Genomic DNA, 21,170 nt, shown 5'->3' with positions numbered 1-21,170 from the left:
CCGGCGGGCGCAACGGCGGCCGGCGCCGGTTTGGGGGCGGCAGGCGGCTCGGGAAACAGGCGGTTGACGGCGAGGGACATTCCCCGGATGGCGAAAATGAGCAGCAGCAGGAACACCAGCACAAAGCCCATGCCGAGAAACATCAGGGTGAAGCCTTCGCCTAACAGGACGGCATTATCAGTCATAAAATAGCCTTTGGGAGGGGCGCAATAATGGCTAACGGCAGACCGCGTTAGCAGAGTGGATTTCCCCGGACCGCCTGGTCAGAAGCCTCTGTTTAGCGGTCAGCTGCCGCTGCCATTACTGCGCTATATATTCAATCGGGGTTATTTAATGAAGCTCACATGTTTGCAGATTTCATCGGCGACAATGTCTTTGCGCTGATTAAAGATCACTTTATTCTGCTCAAACAGGTTATTGCCGTGGGTATCGATTGAGACAATTAACGGCCCGAACTCTTTCACCCGACATACCCATAAGGTTTCCGGCATCCCTAAATCACGCCACTGCGCATCTTCTATTTCTTCCACGCAGACCGCGGCGACGACCGCGCAGCCGGCCGGGAACACGCAGTGCAAAGCTTTATGCTCGGCGCAACCCTCTTCCGTTCCCTTCCCCATACCGCCTTTACCAACGATTAATTTCACGCCGGTTCTGGCAATAAACTCTTTTTCAAATTTCTCCATGCGCATACTGGTGGTCGGCCCAACGGAGACCATTTCAAATTTATTTTCCGAACCTTTAATCGGTCGCACAATCGGCCCGGCATGCAATATCGCGCCACCGGCAACATTAACCGGTAATTCACGACCGCCCTCAATTAAGCGACGATGAGCCACATCTCGACAGGTCACAATATGGCCGTTGAGATAAATGATATCGCCCGCTTTAATATCAGCTAAATCTTCATCTTTAATGGGCGTAGTGAGTATTTTTTTAGCCATCAGAATGCCACTCCTGTGTGAGACGTAATGGTGTAGTTCAGGTCTTTATCGAAAACGATATGTCCTTTGCGGTGCGACCAGCAGCCAACGTTAACCGCCACGCCAATAGTGGAAGGATGACGGGCAGTATTTTCGATATTGACGCCCATTACGGAGGTATTGCCGGACATCCCCTGCGGCCCCAGGCCAATTTTGTTGATGCCGTCTTCGAGCATTTTTTCCAGCGATGCCGCGCGTTCGTTGTCATTGTGCGAGCCAATCGGGCGCATCAGCGCTTTCTTCGACAACAGCGCCGCCGTTTCAACGGAAGTCGCAACGCCAACGCCAACCAGCAGCGGCGGACAGGCGTTCAGACCATAGCTGGTCATCACATCCAGTACAAAGCGGGTCACCCCTTCATAGCCAGCGCCAGGCATCAACACCATCGCTTTACCCGGCAGCGAGCAGCCGCCGCCAGCCATATAGGTGTAGATGCTGCACTGATCGGAATCCGGGACAATCTCCCAGAAAACGGTGGGCGTCCCTTTGCCAACGTTTTTGCCGGTGTTGTATTCATCAAAGGTCTCGACGCTGTTATGACGCAGCGGGGAGTCGACGGTGGCTTTGATCACCGATTCGCGCAACAGCGCTTCCAGTTCGCCGATCAGCGGGAAGTTGGCGCCGCACTCCACCAGAAACTGGATCACGCCGGTATCCTGGCAGGAGGGACGATCCAGCTCTTTCGCCAGTCGCTGGTTTTCAATCATGGTGGTGAAGATGACATCCGCCAGCTGGCTGGTCTCTTTCTTATGCAACTCTTTTAGTTTTGCCGTGACGTCATCAGGCAATACTTTGCCGGTATATCCCACAAATCTGGCCATAATGTCGGTCATGCGGGATATCTGTTCACTTTTGCTCATAAAGGCTCCTTAGTCAGAACAGCGTCCGTAAGTTACGGATGAAAAGGGAAAAGGATTGGCAGCAGGATCAGGCTGACAATGGTGGAAACGATAATCAGAGGGATGCCGGACTTGGCGTAATCGACGAACTTATAGCCCCCGGCCGACAGCACCATCATATTGGCGGGCATACCGATCGGCGTCGCATAGGCGCAGGAGCTACCAATCACTGTCGCCATCAGCACCGCACGCGGATCGGCTCCCATACCGGCGGCAATAGACAGGCTCACTGGCACCAGTAGCGCGACGGTGGCGGTATTGGACATAAAGTTGGTCATCACCACGGAGAGGATAAAAACCACCACCAGCAGCATGAACGGCGAGGAGTTGTTGCCCAGCAGACCGATAACCTGGTCAGCCACCAGCTTGCCCGCCCCGGTCATTTCCAGCGCCTTTGCCAGCGCCAGGGTGCCGCCGAAGATAAAAATAGTCTGTGAATCAATGGCTTTGTAAGCTTGCTTTTCCGTCAGTACCCCAGTAACAATCAGCACCAGGGCACCAATACAGCCCGCCACCGCCAGGCTAATGCCGGTCTGTTTTTCGAAAATCATGCCGAGGATCGTGGCGATCAGTACGACCAGGGACAGGATCTGCTTCCAGCGCGGAACGTGACTGTAATCACGCTGTTCACCGACGCTGCCCACTTCACCGCTGTTCGGGTTATTGGGCAGGAACTTATAGCCGATGGTCAGGAAATAGAGGATGCCGCAGACCAGCATTGGTAGGCCCACTTTCGCATACTCAAAGAAGCCGAAACCGCTACCGATCTTCTGCAGGGCCGATTGTGCGATCAGGTTGCCCGGAGCGCCAATCAGCGACAGGTTGCCGCCCAGCGCGGCAGCAAACACCAGCGGCATCAGCAGACGCGAGCGGGTAAATCCCGATTTGGCGGCCACGCCAATCACGACCGGGATCAATACGGCTGCCGTACCGGTATTCGAGAGAAAACCTGACATCACGCCAACCACCACCATAATGGTGAAGATCAGCTGCTTCTCAGTTTTGGCGAAGTGAGTGATCACCCCACCGACTTTATTGGCCATCCCGGTCTCAAATAACGCCCCGCCAACGATAAACATGGCGACAAAGAGAATGACGTTGCTGTCGATAAAACCGGCAAAGGCCTGTTTTAGATCCAATACGCCAGTGACCACTAACGCCACGCAAACCACCATGGAAGTCACTGCCAGCGGCACCTTCTCCCAGATAAACATGACGATAGCGAACACCAGCAAACATAGGGTGATGGTAATCGGTTCCATACTTATAATTTTTCCTATCAATGATATATGATATTGTATCCAATATTGACGAGGGAGAAATTATTCCCATGCAAAAAGTAAGTCAATGCGTTTTTGTGGAATGATCGCGCAATGAGATCTGCATCAAGATCCTGCGCAGATCGTCACGAGGAGGAATTAATAATGTTGATAAATACAACAAACGCCAGCCATTCGCTGGCGATCGAACCGGTCAGGGTGCCGGATCGGGCAGGTAACGCGTGAGCATATTCTCCATCGAGCGGATGATATGCTCATGCATTCGCTGGCGGGCCAGCGCTTCGTTATGCTGCTCAAGCGCTTGTAAGATCGCTTTATGTTCACGAATGGAAATGATGGCGTACTCTTCTTCGGTCACCTTGTGCCCCATCGAGAGTCCGTTCCACATGTTGCAGAGCAGCATCTTCATTTTTTCATTTCCCGCCGCGTTCCAGATCTCCATGTGGAAGGCCTGATTCAGGTCGGAATATTCAGCAGAATTATTGTCTGCCAGCGCCTTCTCTGCGGCATAGTGAACCTGAGCGATGCGTGTAATATCGGTCCCTGGGCGAGAAGCTTTCGCCACCGCTTCACTTTCCAGTACGGCGCGAATTTCGTAATGCTCGCGGATAGTCTGCTCATTAATCCCCAGCACCACCGCACCTTTATTCGGCCGCACTTGAATCAGGCCATCAGCGGCTAAAATCTGAAACGCTTCACGTACCGGCATGCTGGAAACGCCAACCATTTTGGCAATCCCTTCAAGGGTAATTTCCTGCCCTTCCACTAAATCCCGCGAAAGGATCGCTTTACGCAAAACCGCCGCCACCTGCTCCTTCGCGGAAAGAAGCTTAATTTTCCCTAATTTAGGCTTCTGCACTTTCCCAATCCTTCATATGTTGACGCATTATCTCCGCAAGGATAAGGAAATAACGCTGTGTTGCCTGAGCAATTTTTTCGCCTTCACCCTTGCCAATGGCGCTCGCCAGTTCGCTCAGGATCTGCGCCGACTCCTGGCCATCCTCTTTCAGGTACAGAATGACATAGGAAATATAACCGTCCAAAAATTGCTGATACGCCTTTGCCAGATAGCGATTATCAAGATAGGAAATCAGCAACTGATGAAACGCCAGTTCACCGGCGTTATCACCAGCACACGCCAGCTCCTGCGCGCGTGCGCGAAGTAATTCCCCCTGATTCGCCGGCACGAGGGCAAATAGTTCCGCAGCCATCACCGCGATAACGCGAAAAATATGGCTCACGTCCTCGACGGCCAGCGTGGAGACCTGCATATGTCGGTTAGGCAAGCGCACCAGAAATCCTTCCTGTTCAAGGGACTGTAGCGCTTCCCTAACCGGCATACGTGAAAGTCCCAGCTGTTCTGCGATGTTCTCCTGAGTCAATTCCTCCCCGGGTTTCATGGCGCCGGAGAGGATCTGATAACGAATCATCTGCGCGATTTGGTCCCGGGTCTGTTTTCTTTCGATCTTTTTCACGCTGTCCTCATGGCTGGTGGCTTAAAACGCGGGGGATTTTAGCAGATTTGCCCGACCGCTGGCGCATTGGGGCGAAAAGTGAGGTAATAAAAAGCCGGAACAACAGTTCCGGCTTTTTTGAGCGTGCGAGGTTACTTGTTGACGAAGTCTTCGCCGAGCGCGATATCTTTCTTCAGGGTGTCCAGCATGCCTTCCAGCGCCTGCTGCTCAAAGGCGCTGAGTTTGCCGATAGACTGACGCTCTTCTACGCCATTCTTCCCCAGCAGGAGCGGCTGAGAGAAGAAACGCGCATACTGGCCGTCGCCTTCCACGTAGGCGCACTCCACTACGCCTTTTTCTCCCTGCATGGCGCGAACCAGAGAAAGGCCAAAGCGCGCAGCCGCCTGACCCATCGACAAGGTCGCCGACCCGCCGCCCGCTTTCGCTTCCACGACCTCGGTACCGGCGTTTTGAATGCGTTTAGTCAGATCGACCACTTCCTGATCGCTAAAGCTGACGCCCGGTATCTGCGACAGTAAAGGCAGAATGGTGACCCCGGAGTGACCGCCAATAACCGGGACTTCCACCTCGGTTGCCGATTGACCTTTCAGCTCCGCCACAAAGGTATTGGAGCGGATGATGTCCAGCGTAGTCACGCCGAACAGTTTGTTTTTATCGTACACGCCGGCTTTTTTCAGCACTTCGGCGGCGATGGCCACGGTGGTGTTCACCGGGTTGGTAATAATGCCGATGCAGGCCTGCGGGCAGGTTTTGGCAATCTGCTGCACGAGGTTCTTAACGATACCCGCATTCACATTAAACAGGTCGGAACGATCCATGCCGGGCTTACGCGCTACGCCCGCGGAGATCAGCACCACATCAGCGCCTTCCAGCGCCGGGGTAGCATCTTCACCGGAAAATCCTTTAATTTTTACATCTGTGGGGATATGACTTAGATCTACCGCCACGCCCGGCGTAACCGGAGCGATGTCGTACAACGAGAGCTCTGAACCTGAAGGCAGTTGGGTCTTAAGTAGTAGGGCAAGCGCCTGGCCGATACCACCGGCAGCGCCAAGGACTGCAACTTTCATCCTAAACTCCTTATTATGGTTAATTTAGTCTTTCGTTATTCCGTCGCCTGGACCTTAATTCACAAGATGAACAATTACAATGATTATGGCTGAAGAATGCATTATTGTGCGTAGCAATAGAACAGCGGCGCACTTTATGCTTCCTGACTGACCATCCAGCAAAGCGAAGTACCGGATCGACTATTGGTTACAATACACCCAGCCAGTTGCGCAAAACAACACCAACTCAATAACATTTCATTTACTTTTACATGCCTTTAAGCGTTGTGATGAGAACATGTTCCTTATACGGTTTTTTTGCTAAAATATGCCCCCTTCATAACATTATTGACCTATCCCCTCGCGGATTATTTGCATAAAAATTCACGGTTATGCATAATGATGTTGATTTTACCACCATAATCTGGGTGACTTATGCGAAGTTCGGCAAAACAAGAAGAACTGGTTAAAGCGTTTAAAGCGCTGCTTAAAGAAGAGAAATTCAGCTCGCAGGGAGAGATCGTCCAGGCGCTGCAGGAAGAAGGCTTCGAGAATATCAACCAATCGAAGGTTTCCCGCATGCTCACCAAATTTGGCGCGGTTCGTACCCGTAACGCCAAAATGGAAATGGTCTATTGCCTGCCTGCCGAGCTTGGCGTGCCGACCACCTCCAGCCCGCTGAAAAATCTGGTGCTGGATATCGATTATAACGATGCCGTCGTGGTGATTCACACCAGCCCCGGGGCAGCGCAGCTGATCGCCCGTCTTCTCGACTCGCTGGGCAAGGCGGAAGGTATTCTTGGCAGCATCGCCGGGGATGACACCATCTTCACCACGCCAGCGCGCGGTTTCACAGTGAAAGATCTGCACGACGCTATCCTGGTGCTGTTCGAACAGGAACTCTGAGCATTCCCCTCTGGCAACCGTCAGAGGGTGAGTCCCCCTCTTCTCTCCCTCTCCCCCCTTTTAACTCAACAAAAATTTAACATTTCGTGTGATTTAGCCTGTCTATACGTTCTTTTACGTAAGGGAAACGCCTAAAACGCACGAAAGATCAAAATCGTATACCTTTATGATTTTATTAGAAATAAAACTTATCTCCGTCTGTGACTCGTCATTTTTAATTCTTATCGGTTATAAAAAGCGCAATTCATTGTAACTATTAACGCACAAAACAATTAGCATGGTATTAATATTTTTGGTGATTAGTGTATACTTGTTTTTGTGATGAGGGTCACGAAACAAAGACCCTCAACAAAAAGATTCGACGAGGTGAACATCATGAAAATCAAAACCACTGTAGCAGCTCTCAGCATCCTGTCCGTCATGTCGTTTGGCGCTTTCGCCGCTGATGTTATCAACAGCGAGCAAGCCCAGGGCCGCGAGGCCATCGGTACAGTTTCCGTCGGCGCGGTAGCCTCTTCCCCGATGGATATGCATGAAATGCTGAACAAAAAAGCGCAGGAAGAAGGGGCTTCTTCTTACCGCATTATCGAAGCCCGCACTGGCGACCACTGGCATGCCACTGCTGAGCTGTATAAATAAGTTTTAGATCGTCAACGATTAACCCGACAAAAATTCTCTACCGCGGCCCGGCCTCATTCATCGCCCCGCCGCGGCAAAACAAAGACTGGAGTAAAGATTATGAAACGCGCAATGATCATCGCATCCCTTGGCCTGGCTTCTCTTCTCTCTTTCGGCGCTAGCGCGGCCGTTCAGCAAGTGAACGCTGAGCAAGCCCAGAACCTGCAGTCCATGGGCACCATCTCGGTTTCCCAGGTAGGTAGTGCGCCAATGGACATGCGTCAGGAACTGGCCGCTAAAGCCGAGAAAGAAGGCGCCAGCAGCTACCGTATTATTGAAGCACGTACCGGCGATAGCTGGCACGCCACCGCTGAGCTGTACAAATAAACCCTCGTCGTCTTATTTCGACGACTTGCCCCCGCCTGCCGGGGGCTTTTTTATGCCTGCCAGGCGTTAAAACGTAACTCCCCCTCCAGCTCTTCCTCTGCTTCATCAAATAATAAAATTAACGCCCCAAAGCGCCGACGCTGCTTGTCATTTAAATGGATGAACTCAATGTCCAGCGGCAGCGGCAGCAGCCCACCGGTCACCGCGTCCCATAGCGAATCAAGGTTGTTGACCTTATCCTGTGCCAGCTCGAAGGTGCGGGAAAACTCCCGGTAGAAATCCTGTTGCTCGGCGATTTCGTCAAAATCAAACGTATAGGTGGTCATGGCAGCCCCTCCCGCTTCTCTTCCTGTCGCCGTTAAGTATAGCGATAAAAAAACCGACGCCTGGGCGTCGGTTTATGGGTTAACTGCTGGTCAGCACATGCTGGTACTTGTGCAACATCTCAACCAGTCGCCGTACCGGCTCGGTCACCTGCGGCGAAGCCTCCCAGACCCGCAGCTTCTCCTGATAAACATCAAGCTCCGCCAGCAGCCGGGTAAAGTAGCGCCGACGCTTATCATCGCTCCCGGCGGAGATCACATGATCCGCGGTACGTCGCAGCTGGCGATGGAACGCCGACAGATCCTCATTCACCGGCACGGGCGCATCGCGCAGGCGCTGGTGGGCAATAATTAACGTCAACGCCAGACGGAAACGGGCGACATCGCCAGGGAATTTGTTGAGCAATAAAAACAGCTGCTGATAGAGCGCGGGCAGATGATTCTCTTTGCGACGCGCCGAGTTGGTGGTCAGCGAAGAGACCGCCGCGGAGACAAACTGGTTCAGCAGCACCCGACCGGTTCTTGCCCGGGAGTTATCCCTGACAATGAGAATAACCATCAGGGCGAGGAAACAACCGACGATCTGCCCCAGCGCGCTATCGAGGAACTGACTGAACTGGAACTGCATCGGGTTATCCAGCACCAGAATGTTGATGGTGCTCGCCAGCGCCCCCAGCGATCCGAGGCGCCTTTTCTGCACTTCGATACCGATAAAAAACGCCATCGCCGCCAGGCTGATACAAAGCAACAGCATACTCTGCTGCGTCGCCGGCATGATCACCAGAAAGTACAGGGTACCCAGCGGTAACGCCGCCAGAGTACCGTAGAGGAAGTCTATCGCCACCATTCGCGGGTTAGGCAAGCGCATCGCCAGCGCGGTAACCACGGCAATCATCACCATCGCGCCGCTGCCTGAGGTCCAGCCCGTCCACAGCCAGAACAACGTCCCAAGGATACAGGAGACAGAGGTACGCCAGAAGTTCACCATCGCGTGGTGACGCTCGGCGGACTCCACTTTAACCACCGTTTCGCCGCGCAATACACCGTCTTCGATACGGCTGATTTTGGTGTTGCCCACCACGCCACGCTTAAGCAGCAGGTAACGGGTGGCTGCGCCTACCCAGCTGTAGATGGTGACCGGCGTATTATGCTCGCCTTTCCAGGTCAGGAAGCGACGCATACGCTTCAGCTGCTGGTGAACATCCTGCACCGTCTCAACCGGCTCAGCGAACAGCTCGCGGTAGTCGTCCGTCACCATTTCCGGGCGCGAGTTCTGAATCAGGTAGGTTTCGCAAGCCTGGGTGATAAGCGTTAGCGAGAGGGTATTGATCGCCTTCAGGCGTTGATTCGCCTTAGCCCAGCGAGAGGACTCCATAATCAGGTTACTGCGCATTCCTTCCAGCGCCGTGGTGCGACGCACCAGCGCTCCCCAGGCCTGATCCACTTCATCTTTTTCGCCGTGCGCAACGCATAACTGCATCAGCTTATACTGTGCAATCAGCAGGTTATCCAGTTCAAGGTCGATCTCTTTTTTAATCGAACGCGGGGAGAACAGCAGATCGGCGACGATGGCGCTGACAATCCCGATGACGATTTCGCTGCAGCGCTCAACGGCAAACTGCGGCGCCAGCATCGGATCGGTGTGGATGGTAATAATGATAATCAGCGCGGTGTATCCGGCCAGCCCCCAGGCATAGGAGTTTTCGACCTTGACCAGCGACGAAACCCAGGTACAAAACCCGGCCCACAGGCAGCAGACCAGCATCATCAGCAGAGGGGCGCGGATCATCAGGATGATGATGACCAGCGCCGCAATACAGCCAATAAAGGTCCCGGCAATACGCAACATGCCGCGATAGCGGATCGCGCCGGAGTACGGCTCTCCCCCGGCGGCAAAGGCCGGGCCAGCGGCGACAATCGCCGCGGTCAGCACCGCCCAGCGCGGCGTTTCGAGCTGAAAATGGAAGCCGACGAACAGCGCCAACACCACCGCGCATGCAAGCTTAATAGCAAAGCGGAGATGCTGGGGAGCAATAGTATATGTCCCCATAGCGATTAACCGAATTCGCGCAGGCGCATAGCCAGTTTCTGGAAGAAGTTGGCCTGGCTGGTATCACGGTCTTCTTTACCGGTGATCACCACCGTCGCCGTCGTGCCCGATGGCCACAGATTCCCCTGCTGGTGGTCAAGGCGAATACGAACCGGCACACGCTGCGCCAGACGCACCCATTCAAGGTTGGAATCCACCGAAGCCATCCCTTTCGAGTCGCTGCTGCTGCTGGCGTTGGTTACCCCCGCAGCGATACTGTCCACCGTGCCTTTAATGGTTTTGCTGCTGCCAAGCGGGGTAATTTCCGCCCGGTATCCAGGGCGGACGCCTTCCAGTTTGGTCTCTTCCAGATAGGCCATGACGTAAAATGTATTCTCTTTCACCAGCGCCACCGCCGTGGAGCCGCGGGTGATAAATTCCCCGGTATAGACGTTAAGGTTGGTCACCCAGCCATCCGCGGGGGCGCGAATCTCCGTGCGCTGCAGGTCCAGTCTGGCCAGGTCGCGGCTGGCCACCGCTTTCGCCAGCTGATGCTCAACGGTCTGCAGCACGTTGTTCGCCTGGTCAATCTCTTCCCGCGACATCGCCTGGACGCCAAGCTTATTACGCCGACCGGCTTCGACACGTTTTTCCTGGGCTAAGGTCTGGTAGTAGGCGACATCGGCTTCCGCCTGCGCCAGCGCTTTTTGGTAACGAGGTTGGTCAATAACGAACAATACCTGGTCTTTCTTAACCATTTGGTTATCCTTGACGTTTACCTGGGAAATCAGCCCGGAGACGTCGGGAGCAATGGCCACAATGTCGGCGCTAAAGCGCGCATCCCGAGTCCACGGCGAGGCGGTGTAGTAAACCCAGGCGCGGAAAATCGCCACGAAGGCCAAAATGACCAGTATCACGGTAATAGCGGTACGGAGGATATTTCTTGTTAGTGTTTTCACATCAACCTCAAACGAACAAGCGCGATATCAAATAAAAAAGGCAGCAATATAGCGCCGTATTAAACAGTGCAGGGTGCCAGACAAAATCGTAAATGCCGGTCGGAACCAGCAATCGGTGCACCAGCCAGAAGATGGCCAGCGACAAAAGCAACTCGAAGAAGATCGGCGGAAACGATAAGCCGAAAATCACGATGACAGGAAACAGACTCATGATGACCTTGAATAAGAAGCGTACAGGTAGTGAGCAGATGCGTTTATTATGTAGCTAACAATATATTAACGTAACGATTGCCGCATTATCTACAATGTGTGATCTAAATCACTTTTAAGCCAGAGTGAATAATGGAACGATTAAAGCGCATGTCCGTTTTCGCCAAAGTGGTCGAATTAGGTTCCTTCACCGCAGCGGCCCGCCAGCTTCAGATGAGCGTTTCCTCGATCAGTCAGACCGTCGCCAAACTGGAAGATGAACTGCAGGTGAAGCTGCTCAACCGCAGCACCCGCAGCCTTGGCTTAACGGAAGCGGGTAAAATTTACTATCAGGGCTGCCGTAGGATGCTGTTTGAAGCACAGGATGTCCATGAGCAATTATACGCATTTAACAACACCCCTATCGGAACGCTGCGTATCGGCTGCTCTTCAACTATGGCACAGAATGTTCTGGCGCGCATAACGGCGAAAATGCTGAAAGAATACCCCGGGCTCTCCGTCAATCTGGTCACCGGCATACCTGCGCCGGATCTGATCGCCGACGGTCTTGACGTGGTGATCCGCGTGGGCGCCCTGCAGGATTCCAGTCTTTTTTCCCGCCGTCTGGGCTCAATGCCGATGGTGTTATGCGCCGCGAAAAGCTATCTGGCGCAGGCTGGCAATCCTGAGAAACCGGCCGATCTTGCCGGGCATGCCTGGCTGGAATATAGCGTGCGGCCGGACAATGAGTTTGTCATTATCGCGCCGGAAGGGATCTCAACCCGCCTGACCCCGCAGGGGCGCTTTGTGACCAATGACCCCATGACGCTGGTGCGCTGGCTGACCGCCGGGGTGGGTATCGCCTATGTGCCGTTGATGTGGGCGATCGAAGAGATCAATCGCGGTGAGCTTGAGATCCTGCTGCCGAGCTACCAGTCCGATCCGCGTCCGGTCTACGCCCTGTACACCGAAAAGGATAAACTGCCGCTGAAAGTGCAGGTCTGTATCAATTATCTGACGGAGTATTTTGTCGACGTGGCGAAGATCTATCAGGGGATGCACGGCAGAGGGATCGCCCGCTGAAGCGGTTCCCGGCGACGCCGGGAACCCGCTCAGGATCAGGCAGTGCCGCCGACGGTGAGGTTATCGACCTTCAGGGTCGGCTGGCCAACGCCCACCGGCACGCTCTGGCCCTCTTTGCCACAGACGCCGACGCCGTTATCCAGACGCAGATCGTTACCCACCATCGAAATCTGCTGCATAGTCTCAATCCCGGAGCCGATCAGGGTAGCGCCTTTCACCGCCTTCGTGACCTTGCCTTTTTCGATCAGATAGGCCTCGGAGGTGGAGAAGACAAACTTACCGGAGGTGATATCCACCTGCCCGCCGCCGAAGTTTGGCGCGAAGATACCGTAGTCCACCGACTCGATAATCTCCTGCGGCGTGGACTGGCCCGCCAGCATATAGGTGTTGGTCATACGCGGCATCGGCAGATGGGCATAGGATTCACGGCGGCCGTTGCCGGTCGGCGCGACGCCCATCAGACGCGCATTGAGTTTATCCTGCATGTAGCCTTTCAGGATGCCGTTTTCGATCAGCACATTGTATTGACCCGGCGTGCCTTCGTCATCGATGGCCACCGAGCCACGACGGTCGACGATGGTGCCATCGTCCACGACGGTGCACAGCTCAGAGGCGACTAATTCCCCCATATGGCCGCTAAAGACCGAGGTGCCGCGACGGTTGAAATCGCCTTCCAGGCCGTGACCGACCGCTTCGTGCAGCAGGACGCCAGGCCAGCCGGCGCCGAGCACCACCGGCAGCATCCCCGCCGGGGCGGCGACCGCCGAGAGGTTAACCAGCGCCATGCGCACCGCTTCTTTCGCCCAGGCGTCGGCCCGTACTTCGCCCTCCTGAGAGGCGAGGAAATAGTCATAGCCAAAACGCCCGCCGCCGCCGCTGCTGCCGCGCTCGCGTTTGCCGTCCTCTTCCACCAGCACGCTGACCGAGAGGCGCACCAGCGGACGAACGTCGGCGGCCAGAGTGCCGTCGGTGGCGGCCACCAGAATCAGCTCATAGACCCCGCTCAGGCTGGCCGAAACCTCCTGCACGCGCTGGTCCGCCGCGCGGGCGACTTTGTCTACCCGGCGGAGAATATCCAGCTTCTCTTCCCGGCTCATACTCTGCAGCGGGTCAATGCTGGTATAGAGGGCGCTGTGCTCTACGGCGCCGAGGGTCTGTACTTTGCCATTGCCCGTCTCGCGCACAATGGTCCGCGCCGCCTGGGCGCTCTGCTCCAGCGCCAGCTTGCTGATCTGGTCAGCGTAGGCAAAGCCCGTTTTTTCGCCGCTGACGGCGCGCACGCCTACGCCCTGGTCGATATTGTACGACCCATCTTTAATGATGCTGTCTTCCAGAACCCAGGATTCGTGATAGCTCGACTGAAAATAGAGATCGCCGTAATCGAGGCGGCGCTCGGTCAGTTGACCAAGAATGGCAAACAGGTCCTGATGATTCAGGCCATTTGCCGACAGTAATTGTTCACTTACCAGGTTCAGACTCATCGTTATGCTACTCGTTTGTTGCCGCCTGACAGGCGGAAATACAGAAGGCTTCTATTGAGATTGCGGCAATTCCCGGCAATCGTCAAATCATTGCTTTTTGTTGCTGCGCGCCTGGCGCAGCACTTCATTGATCTGCGGCTGGTCAATCGGGCCGGTGATGCGATAGCGCAGTATCGAGACTTTGTTCCACAGCGGCCCCAGCACCTTGCTGGCGGCAAACACCGCCGCGCCGACAATCGGGTTGACGGCGAAGGCCGCCGCCACGCCGACGGTCGCGGATATCTCCGGCGCCACCACCGCCTGCAGGTCCAGATGACGACGCACCAGATCGACCGACCCTTTCATGGCAATGTCCGCCTCCAGGCCATCCACCAGCGTATCATCGGTATGCAGTACACCATCCTTAATCCAGGCCGTACTGTTAATCGAGTCGAAGTAAAATCCTTCGCTAAAGGTATCGCTGAAGTCGAAGCGCAGTTTGCGCAGCAGGGCATCGACGCTCAGCAAACGCAGCAGCTGGCCTGCGTGTCCGGTACTCAGGTCGGTAAACTGACCCTTGCCGAGGTGGCTTTTAATGATCCCATTGAGCGACGCGACATCGGGTGACCAGGGCGGCGCGCGCCAGTGCAGATCGTAGTCGATATCAAACGGCGAATCCTTCACCGGTGTGGAAACGCCAAAGAAATCCGCAAATTCATCCGTTTTATTGCCATGCAGTCTGCCTTTCAGCGAGGTGCGCACCCCGGAAGGGGCGTTAACCCACACGCCGTCGGTCGTCAGCCGGCCAAACCCGGTATCCACCAGGCCATTGGAGAGCGTTAAGGTATCGCCCTTGATCGCCACATCGCCGTCGATACGGCCATATTTTTGCCCCCACAGCCAGCATTCCGCGCAGCGCAGCTGCAGATCGGGCCAACCGTGGAAATCCAGCCGCGTCTCCGCCTGCGGGGCCACGTTCTCCGTTCCGCCCTTGCCGCTGGCGCTGGCCGGGTTGAAATAGAGATAACGCACATTTGCCAGCCACGGGGCATTGTCGCGCATCGTCAGGGTGGCGTTGATCTCGCGCCCCTGCGCCTCAACCTGTGAACCGCCGGTGACCGGCTGCGACATCAGACTCACGTTGTTCCATTGCTGGCCGGCCAGCGCCAGCGACGGCGTACGCAGCACAATGCGCGGTGGAAAGAGGACGCTGCTGCTGACTTCATTCGCCGCGCCCTTCTGGAACAGCGCCAGCCACTGCGCGCCATCCATCGGCGGCAGATTGAGCTCAACGCCGGGCTGGTCGGGCAGCGGAGAGGGGCCTTTGCTGTCCGTCGTGAGGATCGCTCTGTCCAGCGTCAGCTTACGGTTCAGCAACCAGCGGCTGTTGATATGATTCTTCGCGCCAACGGAACCGGTCAGGTCGAAGCTGCTCAGACCGCCGGCAACATTAATTTTGACCGGCAGGGGTTCGCCAGCGGGCTTGTTGACCGGTGAAGGTAAGTGACTGCTCACATTCTTCAGATCGCCATTGATATCAACCTTATAGCTGGCATTGCCATGGTACGGCAGTTCGATAGCGACTTTACCCTCCCACGGAACGCTACCGCTCAGCGCCTCATTAACCGCTTTCGGCAGCAGCCCGGTGCGCGACGGTTGCCAGCTGGCGTTCATCCCGACATCCACCAGAAATGCTTTTTCGCCTTCGCGGGTGGAAAAATTGAGGTTCAGCGGCTGATTAAACCAGGTCGCGCTCAACGTTTGACTATTAAGATCGCCATTCACAAAGCTGAAATTACCGCTCAGATTCTGCAGCGTGGTCTCTAACGGCTTGATAAACAGATCGTTATTCTGCAGATGCACATCGCCTTTCGCGGTGGTCATTTCGCCATCGAGGGGAATGTTCAGATGTAAGCGAGCGCTTACATCACCATCCAGCTGCAGGGAATCCAGCGCCGCTCCCAGGGTCTCTTTCAGCGGCGTGGTGTTGAAATAAGGTCCCACCTCTTTCCCCGGGCCTTTGATATCGGCATCAATCAGCAGTTTTTCCTGCGCATAATCCGGGATCGCGGCATCGAGATTGCTGGCGGTCACGTTGCCGAGCATCGCTTTCTCCGCCCGCATCCACAGGCCGCTGTTGATAAAATTAAGGTCGATATTCAACCCGGTCAGCGCCGGCCAGTCCGGTTGAAAAGCGAAAGTGGCATTCTTCAGCGGGACGTAAACCTGGAACTGGCCTTCGTTGTGCGGATACGGGAACAGATGTGGGTTGCCGCCATACACCAGCGTCGCATCGCGGGCCTGTCCGGCTTTAATCGCGCCGCTGAGATAGTCCACCAGCGCTTTGCCCATCAGGTTTTCCGGGAAGTAACGCCACGCCTGGCCGCCATCGTTGGTGCTGATCCCCGCCAGAATGCCCAGCCAGGGATCGTCCCCCTGCGGTTGCAGATAGCGGAAGCCGCCGCGGGCGCGTACCCCCGTCGCCTGCACGTCAATATCGCGGCCATCAAGCATAAACCCTTTGTCATTTTTCACCCAGCTGAGGGTGGCTTCGCCAGCGGCGATCTCCAGCGGGGCCCGGAAAACACCGGTATACGGCATCAGCGCCTTCGTCATGCGCGCGCGCAGTTCCCCATGCTCAACGCTGCCATTCAGGCTGCCGGAAAAGTGTTCCGCTCCCGGCAGGAGTTTCCACTGCTTCCACGCCAGATCGCTCCACTGCGCCTGAAAGCGCGTTTTCTCCGTCGCCTGCAGGGGAATATCGAGAGCCAGCAGGTTGATTTTGCCGCTGGGCTGCGTGGTGCGCCAGAGTTCGCCCAATGAAGGCGCCAGCTTATCGGCAAACGGCTGCAGTCCGCTCAGACCGCTGAGGGCTAAGTTGCTGGCGCGAATACGTAATTCATCACTACGCTGATGACCGTCGCCACCGACATCCTGCGCTGGGATCCACGCCATCGCCAGCGCGCCGCTTGGCCAGGGTTTGTCGTCGATCGCGATCCGCGTATCGGGAATGTAGAAGCCCCAGCTCTGCTTGTCATGGGAGAGATGCGCCGTCAGGTTATCCACTGACAGGTGATGAACCTCGCTATCCCCCTGCCAGCTGGCGCCCCCTTTTTTCAGCCATACGTCGCCGCTGGCCACATCGCCTTTTTCAATGGTCATCCAGCCTTCGAGGCTGAAGCGGGCGCTTTTCAGGGCAATATTGTCCTGCATCCAGCGGCCCAGCCAGGGCTTGACGTCAATATCGTCAGCCTGCAGCCAGACCCGGCCTTTGTTCAGCAGGCCATCCTCATCGCGGAGATCCATCCGCACCTGCATGACGCCATGCTGGCCGGTGAGACTGGATAGGCTGAGCTGCCCCTCGGCGCGGTGACGGTTCCTGCCGTTAAGCCAGGTCAGCTGCGGGACCGCCAGCTCCGCCCGCTGACCGGAAATAGTCAGGAAGCTCAGATGACTGTCGCGCAGAGTAAAGTGGTCGAACTGACGTAAAAAGAGATCGCTGACGCGGTCGGTTTTCAGGCTTTCGCCGCCGTCATTGGTCTGAATAGGGGTATTGGTATGGATCTGCAGCTGCCAGAAGGTGAGATCGCGAAACTGCCAGCGCATATGCAACAGACTCTGCCAGACGTCCAGCGCCAGGGTCACGCGCTTGACCGCCATTGTCCCGCCATCTTTCAGCCCGACATGAATATCGCGGACATCTAATGTTGGGCCAAAAGTTTGCCAGCTGGCGGCGATCTGCGAGGCATCCACCGGCGTGCCGGTGAGAGAGGAGATCTTCTCCAGCAGCTGCGGACGCCAGGCATCGAGCTGTGGCAACACGAGACGCAAGCCACTCACCAGCAGCGCGACGATAACAATCAGTGTTGCCACGGTGAGCAATAAAATCCCGGGCAGTCGCCTCACGCCTCTCTCCTTGTCAGCCGCACAATGACGCAGTGTCTTACATCATAACCACATCGAACTGCTCTTGATTATAGAGCGGCTCAATTTGTACCTTCACCTGCTTGCCGACAAAGATCTCCACTTCCGCCAGCGCATGCGACTCTTCCCCTTTCAGGGTTTCCGCCACCGCAGGGGAAGCATAGACCAGGAAGCGATCGGAATCATAAGCATGATGCACGCGAACGATCTCACGCATAATCTCATAGCATACCGTTTCCACGGACTTTACCGTTCCGCGTCCGTGGCAGGTCGGGCATTCGTTGCACAGCACATGCTCCACGCTTTCGCGGGTGCGTTTACGGGTCATCTCCACCAGACCCAACTGGGAGAAACCGTTGATGCTGGTCTTCACCCGGTCTTTACTGAGGGCCTGCTCCAGGGAGTGCAACACCCGCCGGCGATGGTCTTCATTGTTCATGTCGATGAAATCAATGATGATAATGCCGCCGAGATTACGTAAACGCAGCTGGCGGGCTATCGCCTGGGTGGCTTCGATATTGGTATTGAAGATAGTATCGTCAAGATTGCGGTGCCCAACAAACGCCCCGGTGTTGATATCGATGGTGGTCATCGCCTCGGTCTGGTCGATGATCAGATACCCCCCGGACTTGAGCTCGACTTTACGCTCCAGCGCGCGCTGAATTTCGTTCTCAACGTCAAAGAGATCGAATATCGGCTGACGGCCGCTGTAGTGTTCCAGCTTGCTGGTCATTTCCGGGATATATTCGGCGGTAAATTCGAGCAGCGCCTCGTAGGTCAGCCGCGAGTCAACGCGAATCCGGTCGAGATGCGCGTCGGCAAAATCACGCAGCACGCGCTGAGCCAGGGCCAGCTCGCCGTACAGCTGATAGCGGGTCTGGTTGCGCTTTTTGCGCTCCATCACCTTGGTCCATACGCGCTTAAGATAGGCGGCATCGGCGGCCATCTCTTGCTCGTGAACGCCTTCCGCGGCGGTGCGAATGATAAATCCGCCCTGCTCGTCGCAGTACTCTGCCACGACCTTTTTCAGCCGCTCGCGCTCGGCTTCGCTTTCAATGCGCTGAGAGACCCCCACGTGGGAGGCGCCCGGCATAAAGACCAGATAGCGGGAAGGCAGGGTAATATCGGTGGTCAGACGCGCGCCTTTGGTACCGAGCGGATCTTTAACCACCTGGACCATCAGGTCCTGGCCCTGGCGCACCAGCTCCGAAATATCGCGCACGGTAAACTGCTTTTGCTCCTCACCGGCAACGCACTCGGTATGCGGCATGATATCGGAGGCGTGGAGGAACGCCGCCTTATCCAGACCAATATCTACAAAAGCCGCCTGCATTCCCGGCAGCACTCGGCTAACACGACCTTTGTAGATATTGCCTACTATTCCGCGTCGCGCTTCACGCTCAATATGGATTTCCTGCAGAATACCGCCATCAATATACGCAACGCGCGTTTCGGATGGCGTTACGTTCACTAATAATTCAGCCGTCATCTTTATCCCTTTTCTTTACGCAGTGAGTTAAAGTTACTGAGCAACTCATACGTTTCCACCAGCGGTAAGCCGACTACGGCGTGATAGCTGCCATTAATCTTCCTGACGAAACAGCCACCCAACCCTTGAATACCGTATGCACCTGCTTTATCTAAAGGCTCGCCGCTGGCCACATAATCGGCGATATCCTGCTCGCTGAGCGGCCGGAAGGTCACTTCCGTGACCACCAGACAATCCAGCGTCTGCTGCTTATCCGCCAGCGCCACCGCGGTCATGACCTGATGGGTTTGGCCGGAAAGCAGGCGCAGCATCGCTGCAGCGTGTTCGGCATCGCGCGGTTTTTCCAGCACTTCGCCGTTCAAAATAACAATCGTATCCGCTCCCAAAACCGGCAAATCCCGCGATGCCAGCGCCACTCCGGCCTGCGCCTTTTCGCGCGCCAGGCGCACGACATAGTGCTGCGCGCTCTCCTGCGGCTGGCGCTGCTCCTCGATACCAGGAACCAGACGCTCAAACGCGAGACCAAGCTGAGTCAGCAGTTCCTGCCGACGCGGGGAACCAGAAGCAAGATACAGAGTTGTCATATCAACCTTATTGCACTGCAAATTGCTGACGCACTTTACGCATCAGCAGGAAGAGCCATGGCCAGAGGATACCGTTTACTACACTACTCCAGAATACTTCCGGACGGAAAGAGACGTTGATCACTAAAAACTCTGCCCAGAAAACAATGATATCCACGGCGAGGGATAACAGCATGACCACCAGCGCCTGTTGCCACAGCGCCAGGTTACGGAACAGCTGATACTTCAGCGCCACCAGATAGGCGACGATGCTTAAGGACAGCGCGCGAACGCCCAGCGTCGAGCCGCTGATGAGATCAAGAATAGCCCCCATCACGAAGCCCGTTCCCACATTCACCCGGTGCGGCAGCGCGAGGATCCAGTACAGCAGGATCAATAATACCCAGTTGGGCCGGAAAACGCTGATGTCCGCCGGCCAGGGCATAATTTGCAGCAATAGCGCGATAAGAAACGAGAGCCAGATAACCCAGCGTCCCTGGCTACGGTAACTTGCCACTATTGCCCCCCTGCAGGCTGCGACGGCTGAGACGGCGTCAGCCCGGTGGCGGGCGCCGGCATCTGCGGCCCCATCGCATCCGGCGCAGGCAATACCTGCGGCATCATCTGCATCAGGCGTTCGTTAGCCACCCGATGGACCTCTTCCGGGGTCATCGGGTTAGCGCCATTGCGATCGGCGCCCCACAGCAGCAGCAGATAGCGCAAACGCTGCAGACCGGCCGTCGGACGCGCCTGGATCACCGTGTAGGCGCGCTGGGTGTCCAGTTTCACTGAAGAGACAACCCCAACCGGGTACCCTTCCGGGAAACGACCGCCCAGACCGGAGGTCACCAGCACATCGCCGACGCGAATATCGGTATTTGCCGGCAGATGCTCAAGCTGGAGGTCGTCGGTGCAGCCGTTACCGGCGGCAATGACGCGAATATCGTTCCGCAGGACCTGGATCGGCAACGCATGGGTGGCATCACAGATCAGCAGTACCCGGCTGGTCATTTTCGCCACGGCTACGACCTGCCCCACCACGCCTTTATCACTGATAACCGGCTGGCCTTCGTAGACGCCGTTGACGCTGCCCTTATCGATAACCACCTGATCGCTGTAGGGGTCGTTGACCGTTGAGATGACCTGGGTCACCATTTTTTGCTCGTCCTGGCGCAGCGGCGAGCCAAGCAGTTCACGCAGGCGCGCATTCTCCTGCTTGTACTGGCCCAGCATCAGCAGATCGCTGTTTTTCAGCAACAGCTCCTGACGCAGCGCGCGGTTTTCCAGTTCGAGCTGGTCACGGGTAGCCAGCGTCTGCGATACGCTGTCGAGCAGTTCCCGGGGACCATTAGAGACAAAGTAGAAAGGGCTGACGGCTGTATCCATGTACGTTCTGATTTGACTGAACGTACCCAGGCGGCTGTCGGCGATAATCACGCCAAGCGCCACCAGCACCGCCAGAATAAGGCGAATCTGTAGCGAGGGGCCACGGCTAAAAATTGGCTTCATAGGCTATGCGTATTCTCGTGTCAGTAAAGACCTGGGGCAGCGCGG

The 21,170-nt window shown here is 55.9% G+C and carries 21 protein-coding genes; 4 read left to right on the top strand and 17 right to left on the bottom strand.

The genetic code is table 11. From position 1 onward, the window contains the following. The 7 genes from ACOI6Z_RS26040 to mdh all read right to left on the bottom strand — a co-directional run. Nucleotides 1–185 (bottom strand): oxaloacetate decarboxylase subunit gamma (locus ACOI6Z_RS26040; RefSeq protein ID WP_186997483.1); only part of this gene is annotated, 185 nt, incomplete at its 3' end. 141 nt (nucleotides 186–326) lie between these two features. Then, nucleotides 327–944, bottom strand: coding sequence for a L(+)-tartrate dehydratase subunit beta (gene ttdB / locus ACOI6Z_RS26035; protein ID WP_023291146.1), 618 nt, complete (start codon nucleotides 942–944; stop codon nucleotides 327–329). Beyond that, nucleotides 944–1,843, bottom strand: coding sequence for a L(+)-tartrate dehydratase subunit alpha (gene ttdA, locus ACOI6Z_RS26030; RefSeq protein WP_012540456.1), 900 nt, complete (start codon nucleotides 1,841–1,843; stop codon nucleotides 944–946). The genes ttdB and ttdA overlap by 1 nt, the downstream gene beginning before the upstream one ends. Before the next feature lie 32 nt (nucleotides 1,844–1,875). Further along, nucleotides 1,876–3,144, bottom strand: coding sequence for an SLC13 family permease (locus ACOI6Z_RS26025; RefSeq protein ID WP_065813237.1), 1,269 nt, complete (start codon nucleotides 3,142–3,144; stop codon nucleotides 1,876–1,878). 211 nt (nucleotides 3,145–3,355) lie between these two features. Next, a complete protein-coding gene (locus ACOI6Z_RS26020; protein WP_023291148.1) occupies nucleotides 3,356–4,021 on the bottom strand; it encodes a GntR family transcriptional regulator in 666 nt (221 codons plus the stop codon). Then, nucleotides 4,008–4,637, bottom strand: a complete 630-nt coding sequence (locus ACOI6Z_RS26015; RefSeq protein WP_064155749.1) for a GntR family transcriptional regulator — start codon at nucleotides 4,635–4,637, stop codon at nucleotides 4,008–4,010. The genes ACOI6Z_RS26020 and ACOI6Z_RS26015 overlap by 14 nt, the downstream gene beginning before the upstream one ends. A 131-nt stretch (nucleotides 4,638–4,768) precedes the next feature. Next, entirely contained in the window at nucleotides 4,769–5,707 is a 939-nt protein-coding gene (gene mdh, locus ACOI6Z_RS26010) for a malate dehydrogenase (protein WP_065813236.1), read from the bottom strand. A gap of 414 nt (nucleotides 5,708–6,121) precedes the next feature. Between mdh and argR the strand changes: the two genes are divergently transcribed. The 3 genes from argR to yhcN-B all read left to right on the top strand — a co-directional run bounded on the left by argR (nucleotide 6,122) and on the right by yhcN-B (nucleotide 7,597). Then, nucleotides 6,122–6,592 (top strand): transcriptional regulator ArgR, encoded by a 471-nt coding sequence (gene argR, locus ACOI6Z_RS26005; protein ID WP_002918625.1) that lies wholly within the window; start codon nucleotides 6,122–6,124, stop codon nucleotides 6,590–6,592. A 375-nt stretch (nucleotides 6,593–6,967) separates the two neighbouring features. After that, a complete protein-coding gene (yhcN, locus tag ACOI6Z_RS26000; RefSeq protein WP_017899932.1) occupies nucleotides 6,968–7,231 on the top strand; it encodes a peroxide/acid stress response protein YhcN in 264 nt (87 codons plus the stop codon). Nucleotides 7,232–7,330: 99 nt separating this feature from the next. Continuing rightward, complete coding sequence (gene yhcN-B / locus ACOI6Z_RS25995; RefSeq protein ID WP_002918627.1) at nucleotides 7,331–7,597, top strand: DUF1471 family stress response protein YhcN-B; 267 nt, start codon at nucleotides 7,331–7,333, stop codon at nucleotides 7,595–7,597. A gap of 50 nt (nucleotides 7,598–7,647) precedes the next feature. Here yhcN-B and ACOI6Z_RS25990 read toward each other — a convergent pair whose 3' ends face one another. From ACOI6Z_RS25990 to aaeX, 4 genes are all read right to left on the bottom strand, one after another. Continuing rightward, nucleotides 7,648–7,923, bottom strand: a complete 276-nt coding sequence (locus ACOI6Z_RS25990; RefSeq protein ID WP_104467181.1) for a barstar family protein — start codon at nucleotides 7,921–7,923, stop codon at nucleotides 7,648–7,650. Between the two features lie 79 nt (nucleotides 7,924–8,002). After that, nucleotides 8,003–9,970: a p-hydroxybenzoic acid efflux pump subunit AaeB gene (aaeB, locus tag ACOI6Z_RS25985; protein ID WP_023291151.1), complete on the bottom strand. Its 1,968-nt coding sequence runs from the start codon at nucleotides 9,968–9,970 to the stop codon at nucleotides 8,003–8,005. A 5-nt stretch (nucleotides 9,971–9,975) separates the two neighbouring features. Next, nucleotides 9,976–10,908, bottom strand: coding sequence for a p-hydroxybenzoic acid efflux pump subunit AaeA (aaeA, locus tag ACOI6Z_RS25980; RefSeq protein WP_065813234.1), 933 nt, complete (start codon nucleotides 10,906–10,908; stop codon nucleotides 9,976–9,978). Nucleotides 10,909–10,915: 7 nt separating this feature from the next. Further along, a complete protein-coding gene (aaeX, locus tag ACOI6Z_RS25975; RefSeq protein WP_002918640.1) occupies nucleotides 10,916–11,119 on the bottom strand; it encodes a p-hydroxybenzoic acid efflux pump operon protein AaeX in 204 nt (67 codons plus the stop codon). Nucleotides 11,120–11,250: 131 nt separating this feature from the next. Here aaeX and aaeR point away from each other — a divergent pair, with 131 nt between their 5' ends. Beyond that, nucleotides 11,251–12,180, top strand: coding sequence for an HTH-type transcriptional activator AaeR (gene aaeR / locus ACOI6Z_RS25970; RefSeq protein ID WP_002918641.1), 930 nt, complete (start codon nucleotides 11,251–11,253; stop codon nucleotides 12,178–12,180). A gap of 35 nt (nucleotides 12,181–12,215) precedes the next feature. Here the strand turns inward: aaeR and tldD are convergent, their stop codons facing one another. The 6 genes from tldD to mreC form a co-directional block, all read right to left on the bottom strand. Continuing rightward, the gene (gene tldD / locus ACOI6Z_RS25965; protein WP_004206236.1) at nucleotides 12,216–13,661 is read right to left on the bottom strand and encodes a metalloprotease TldD; all 1,446 of its coding nucleotides are present in this window, start codon (nucleotides 13,659–13,661) and stop codon (nucleotides 12,216–12,218) included. A gap of 87 nt (nucleotides 13,662–13,748) precedes the next feature. Next, the gene (yhdP, locus tag ACOI6Z_RS25960; protein WP_263063424.1) at nucleotides 13,749–17,546 is read right to left on the bottom strand and encodes an AsmA2 domain-containing protein YhdP; all 3,798 of its coding nucleotides are present in this window, start codon (nucleotides 17,544–17,546) and stop codon (nucleotides 13,749–13,751) included. A gap of 37 nt (nucleotides 17,547–17,583) precedes the next feature. Further along, nucleotides 17,584–19,053, bottom strand: a complete 1,470-nt coding sequence (gene rng, locus ACOI6Z_RS25955) for a ribonuclease G (RefSeq protein ID WP_004206239.1) — start codon at nucleotides 19,051–19,053, stop codon at nucleotides 17,584–17,586. A 2-nt stretch (nucleotides 19,054–19,055) separates the two neighbouring features. Continuing rightward, entirely contained in the window at nucleotides 19,056–19,637 is a 582-nt protein-coding gene (locus tag ACOI6Z_RS25950; RefSeq protein ID WP_023291155.1) for a Maf family protein, read from the bottom strand. A 7-nt stretch (nucleotides 19,638–19,644) separates the two neighbouring features. Beyond that, nucleotides 19,645–20,133, bottom strand: coding sequence for a rod shape-determining protein MreD (mreD, locus tag ACOI6Z_RS25945; RefSeq protein WP_002918648.1), 489 nt, complete (start codon nucleotides 20,131–20,133; stop codon nucleotides 19,645–19,647). Further along, nucleotides 20,133–21,125, bottom strand: a complete 993-nt coding sequence (gene mreC / locus ACOI6Z_RS25940) for a rod shape-determining protein MreC (protein ID WP_004206242.1) — start codon at nucleotides 21,123–21,125, stop codon at nucleotides 20,133–20,135. The genes mreD and mreC overlap by 1 nt, the downstream gene beginning before the upstream one ends. Nucleotides 21,126–21,170 lie beyond the last annotated feature (45 nt).

Origin of the sequence: Klebsiella sp. C239 (genome assembly GCF_048822715.1) — a bacterium.
GTDB lineage: Bacteria > Pseudomonadota > Gammaproteobacteria > Enterobacterales > Enterobacteriaceae > Klebsiella > Klebsiella quasipneumoniae.
Note: the sequence above shows the minus strand (reverse complement) of the source record. Positions and strands in the feature narration are given on the sequence as shown.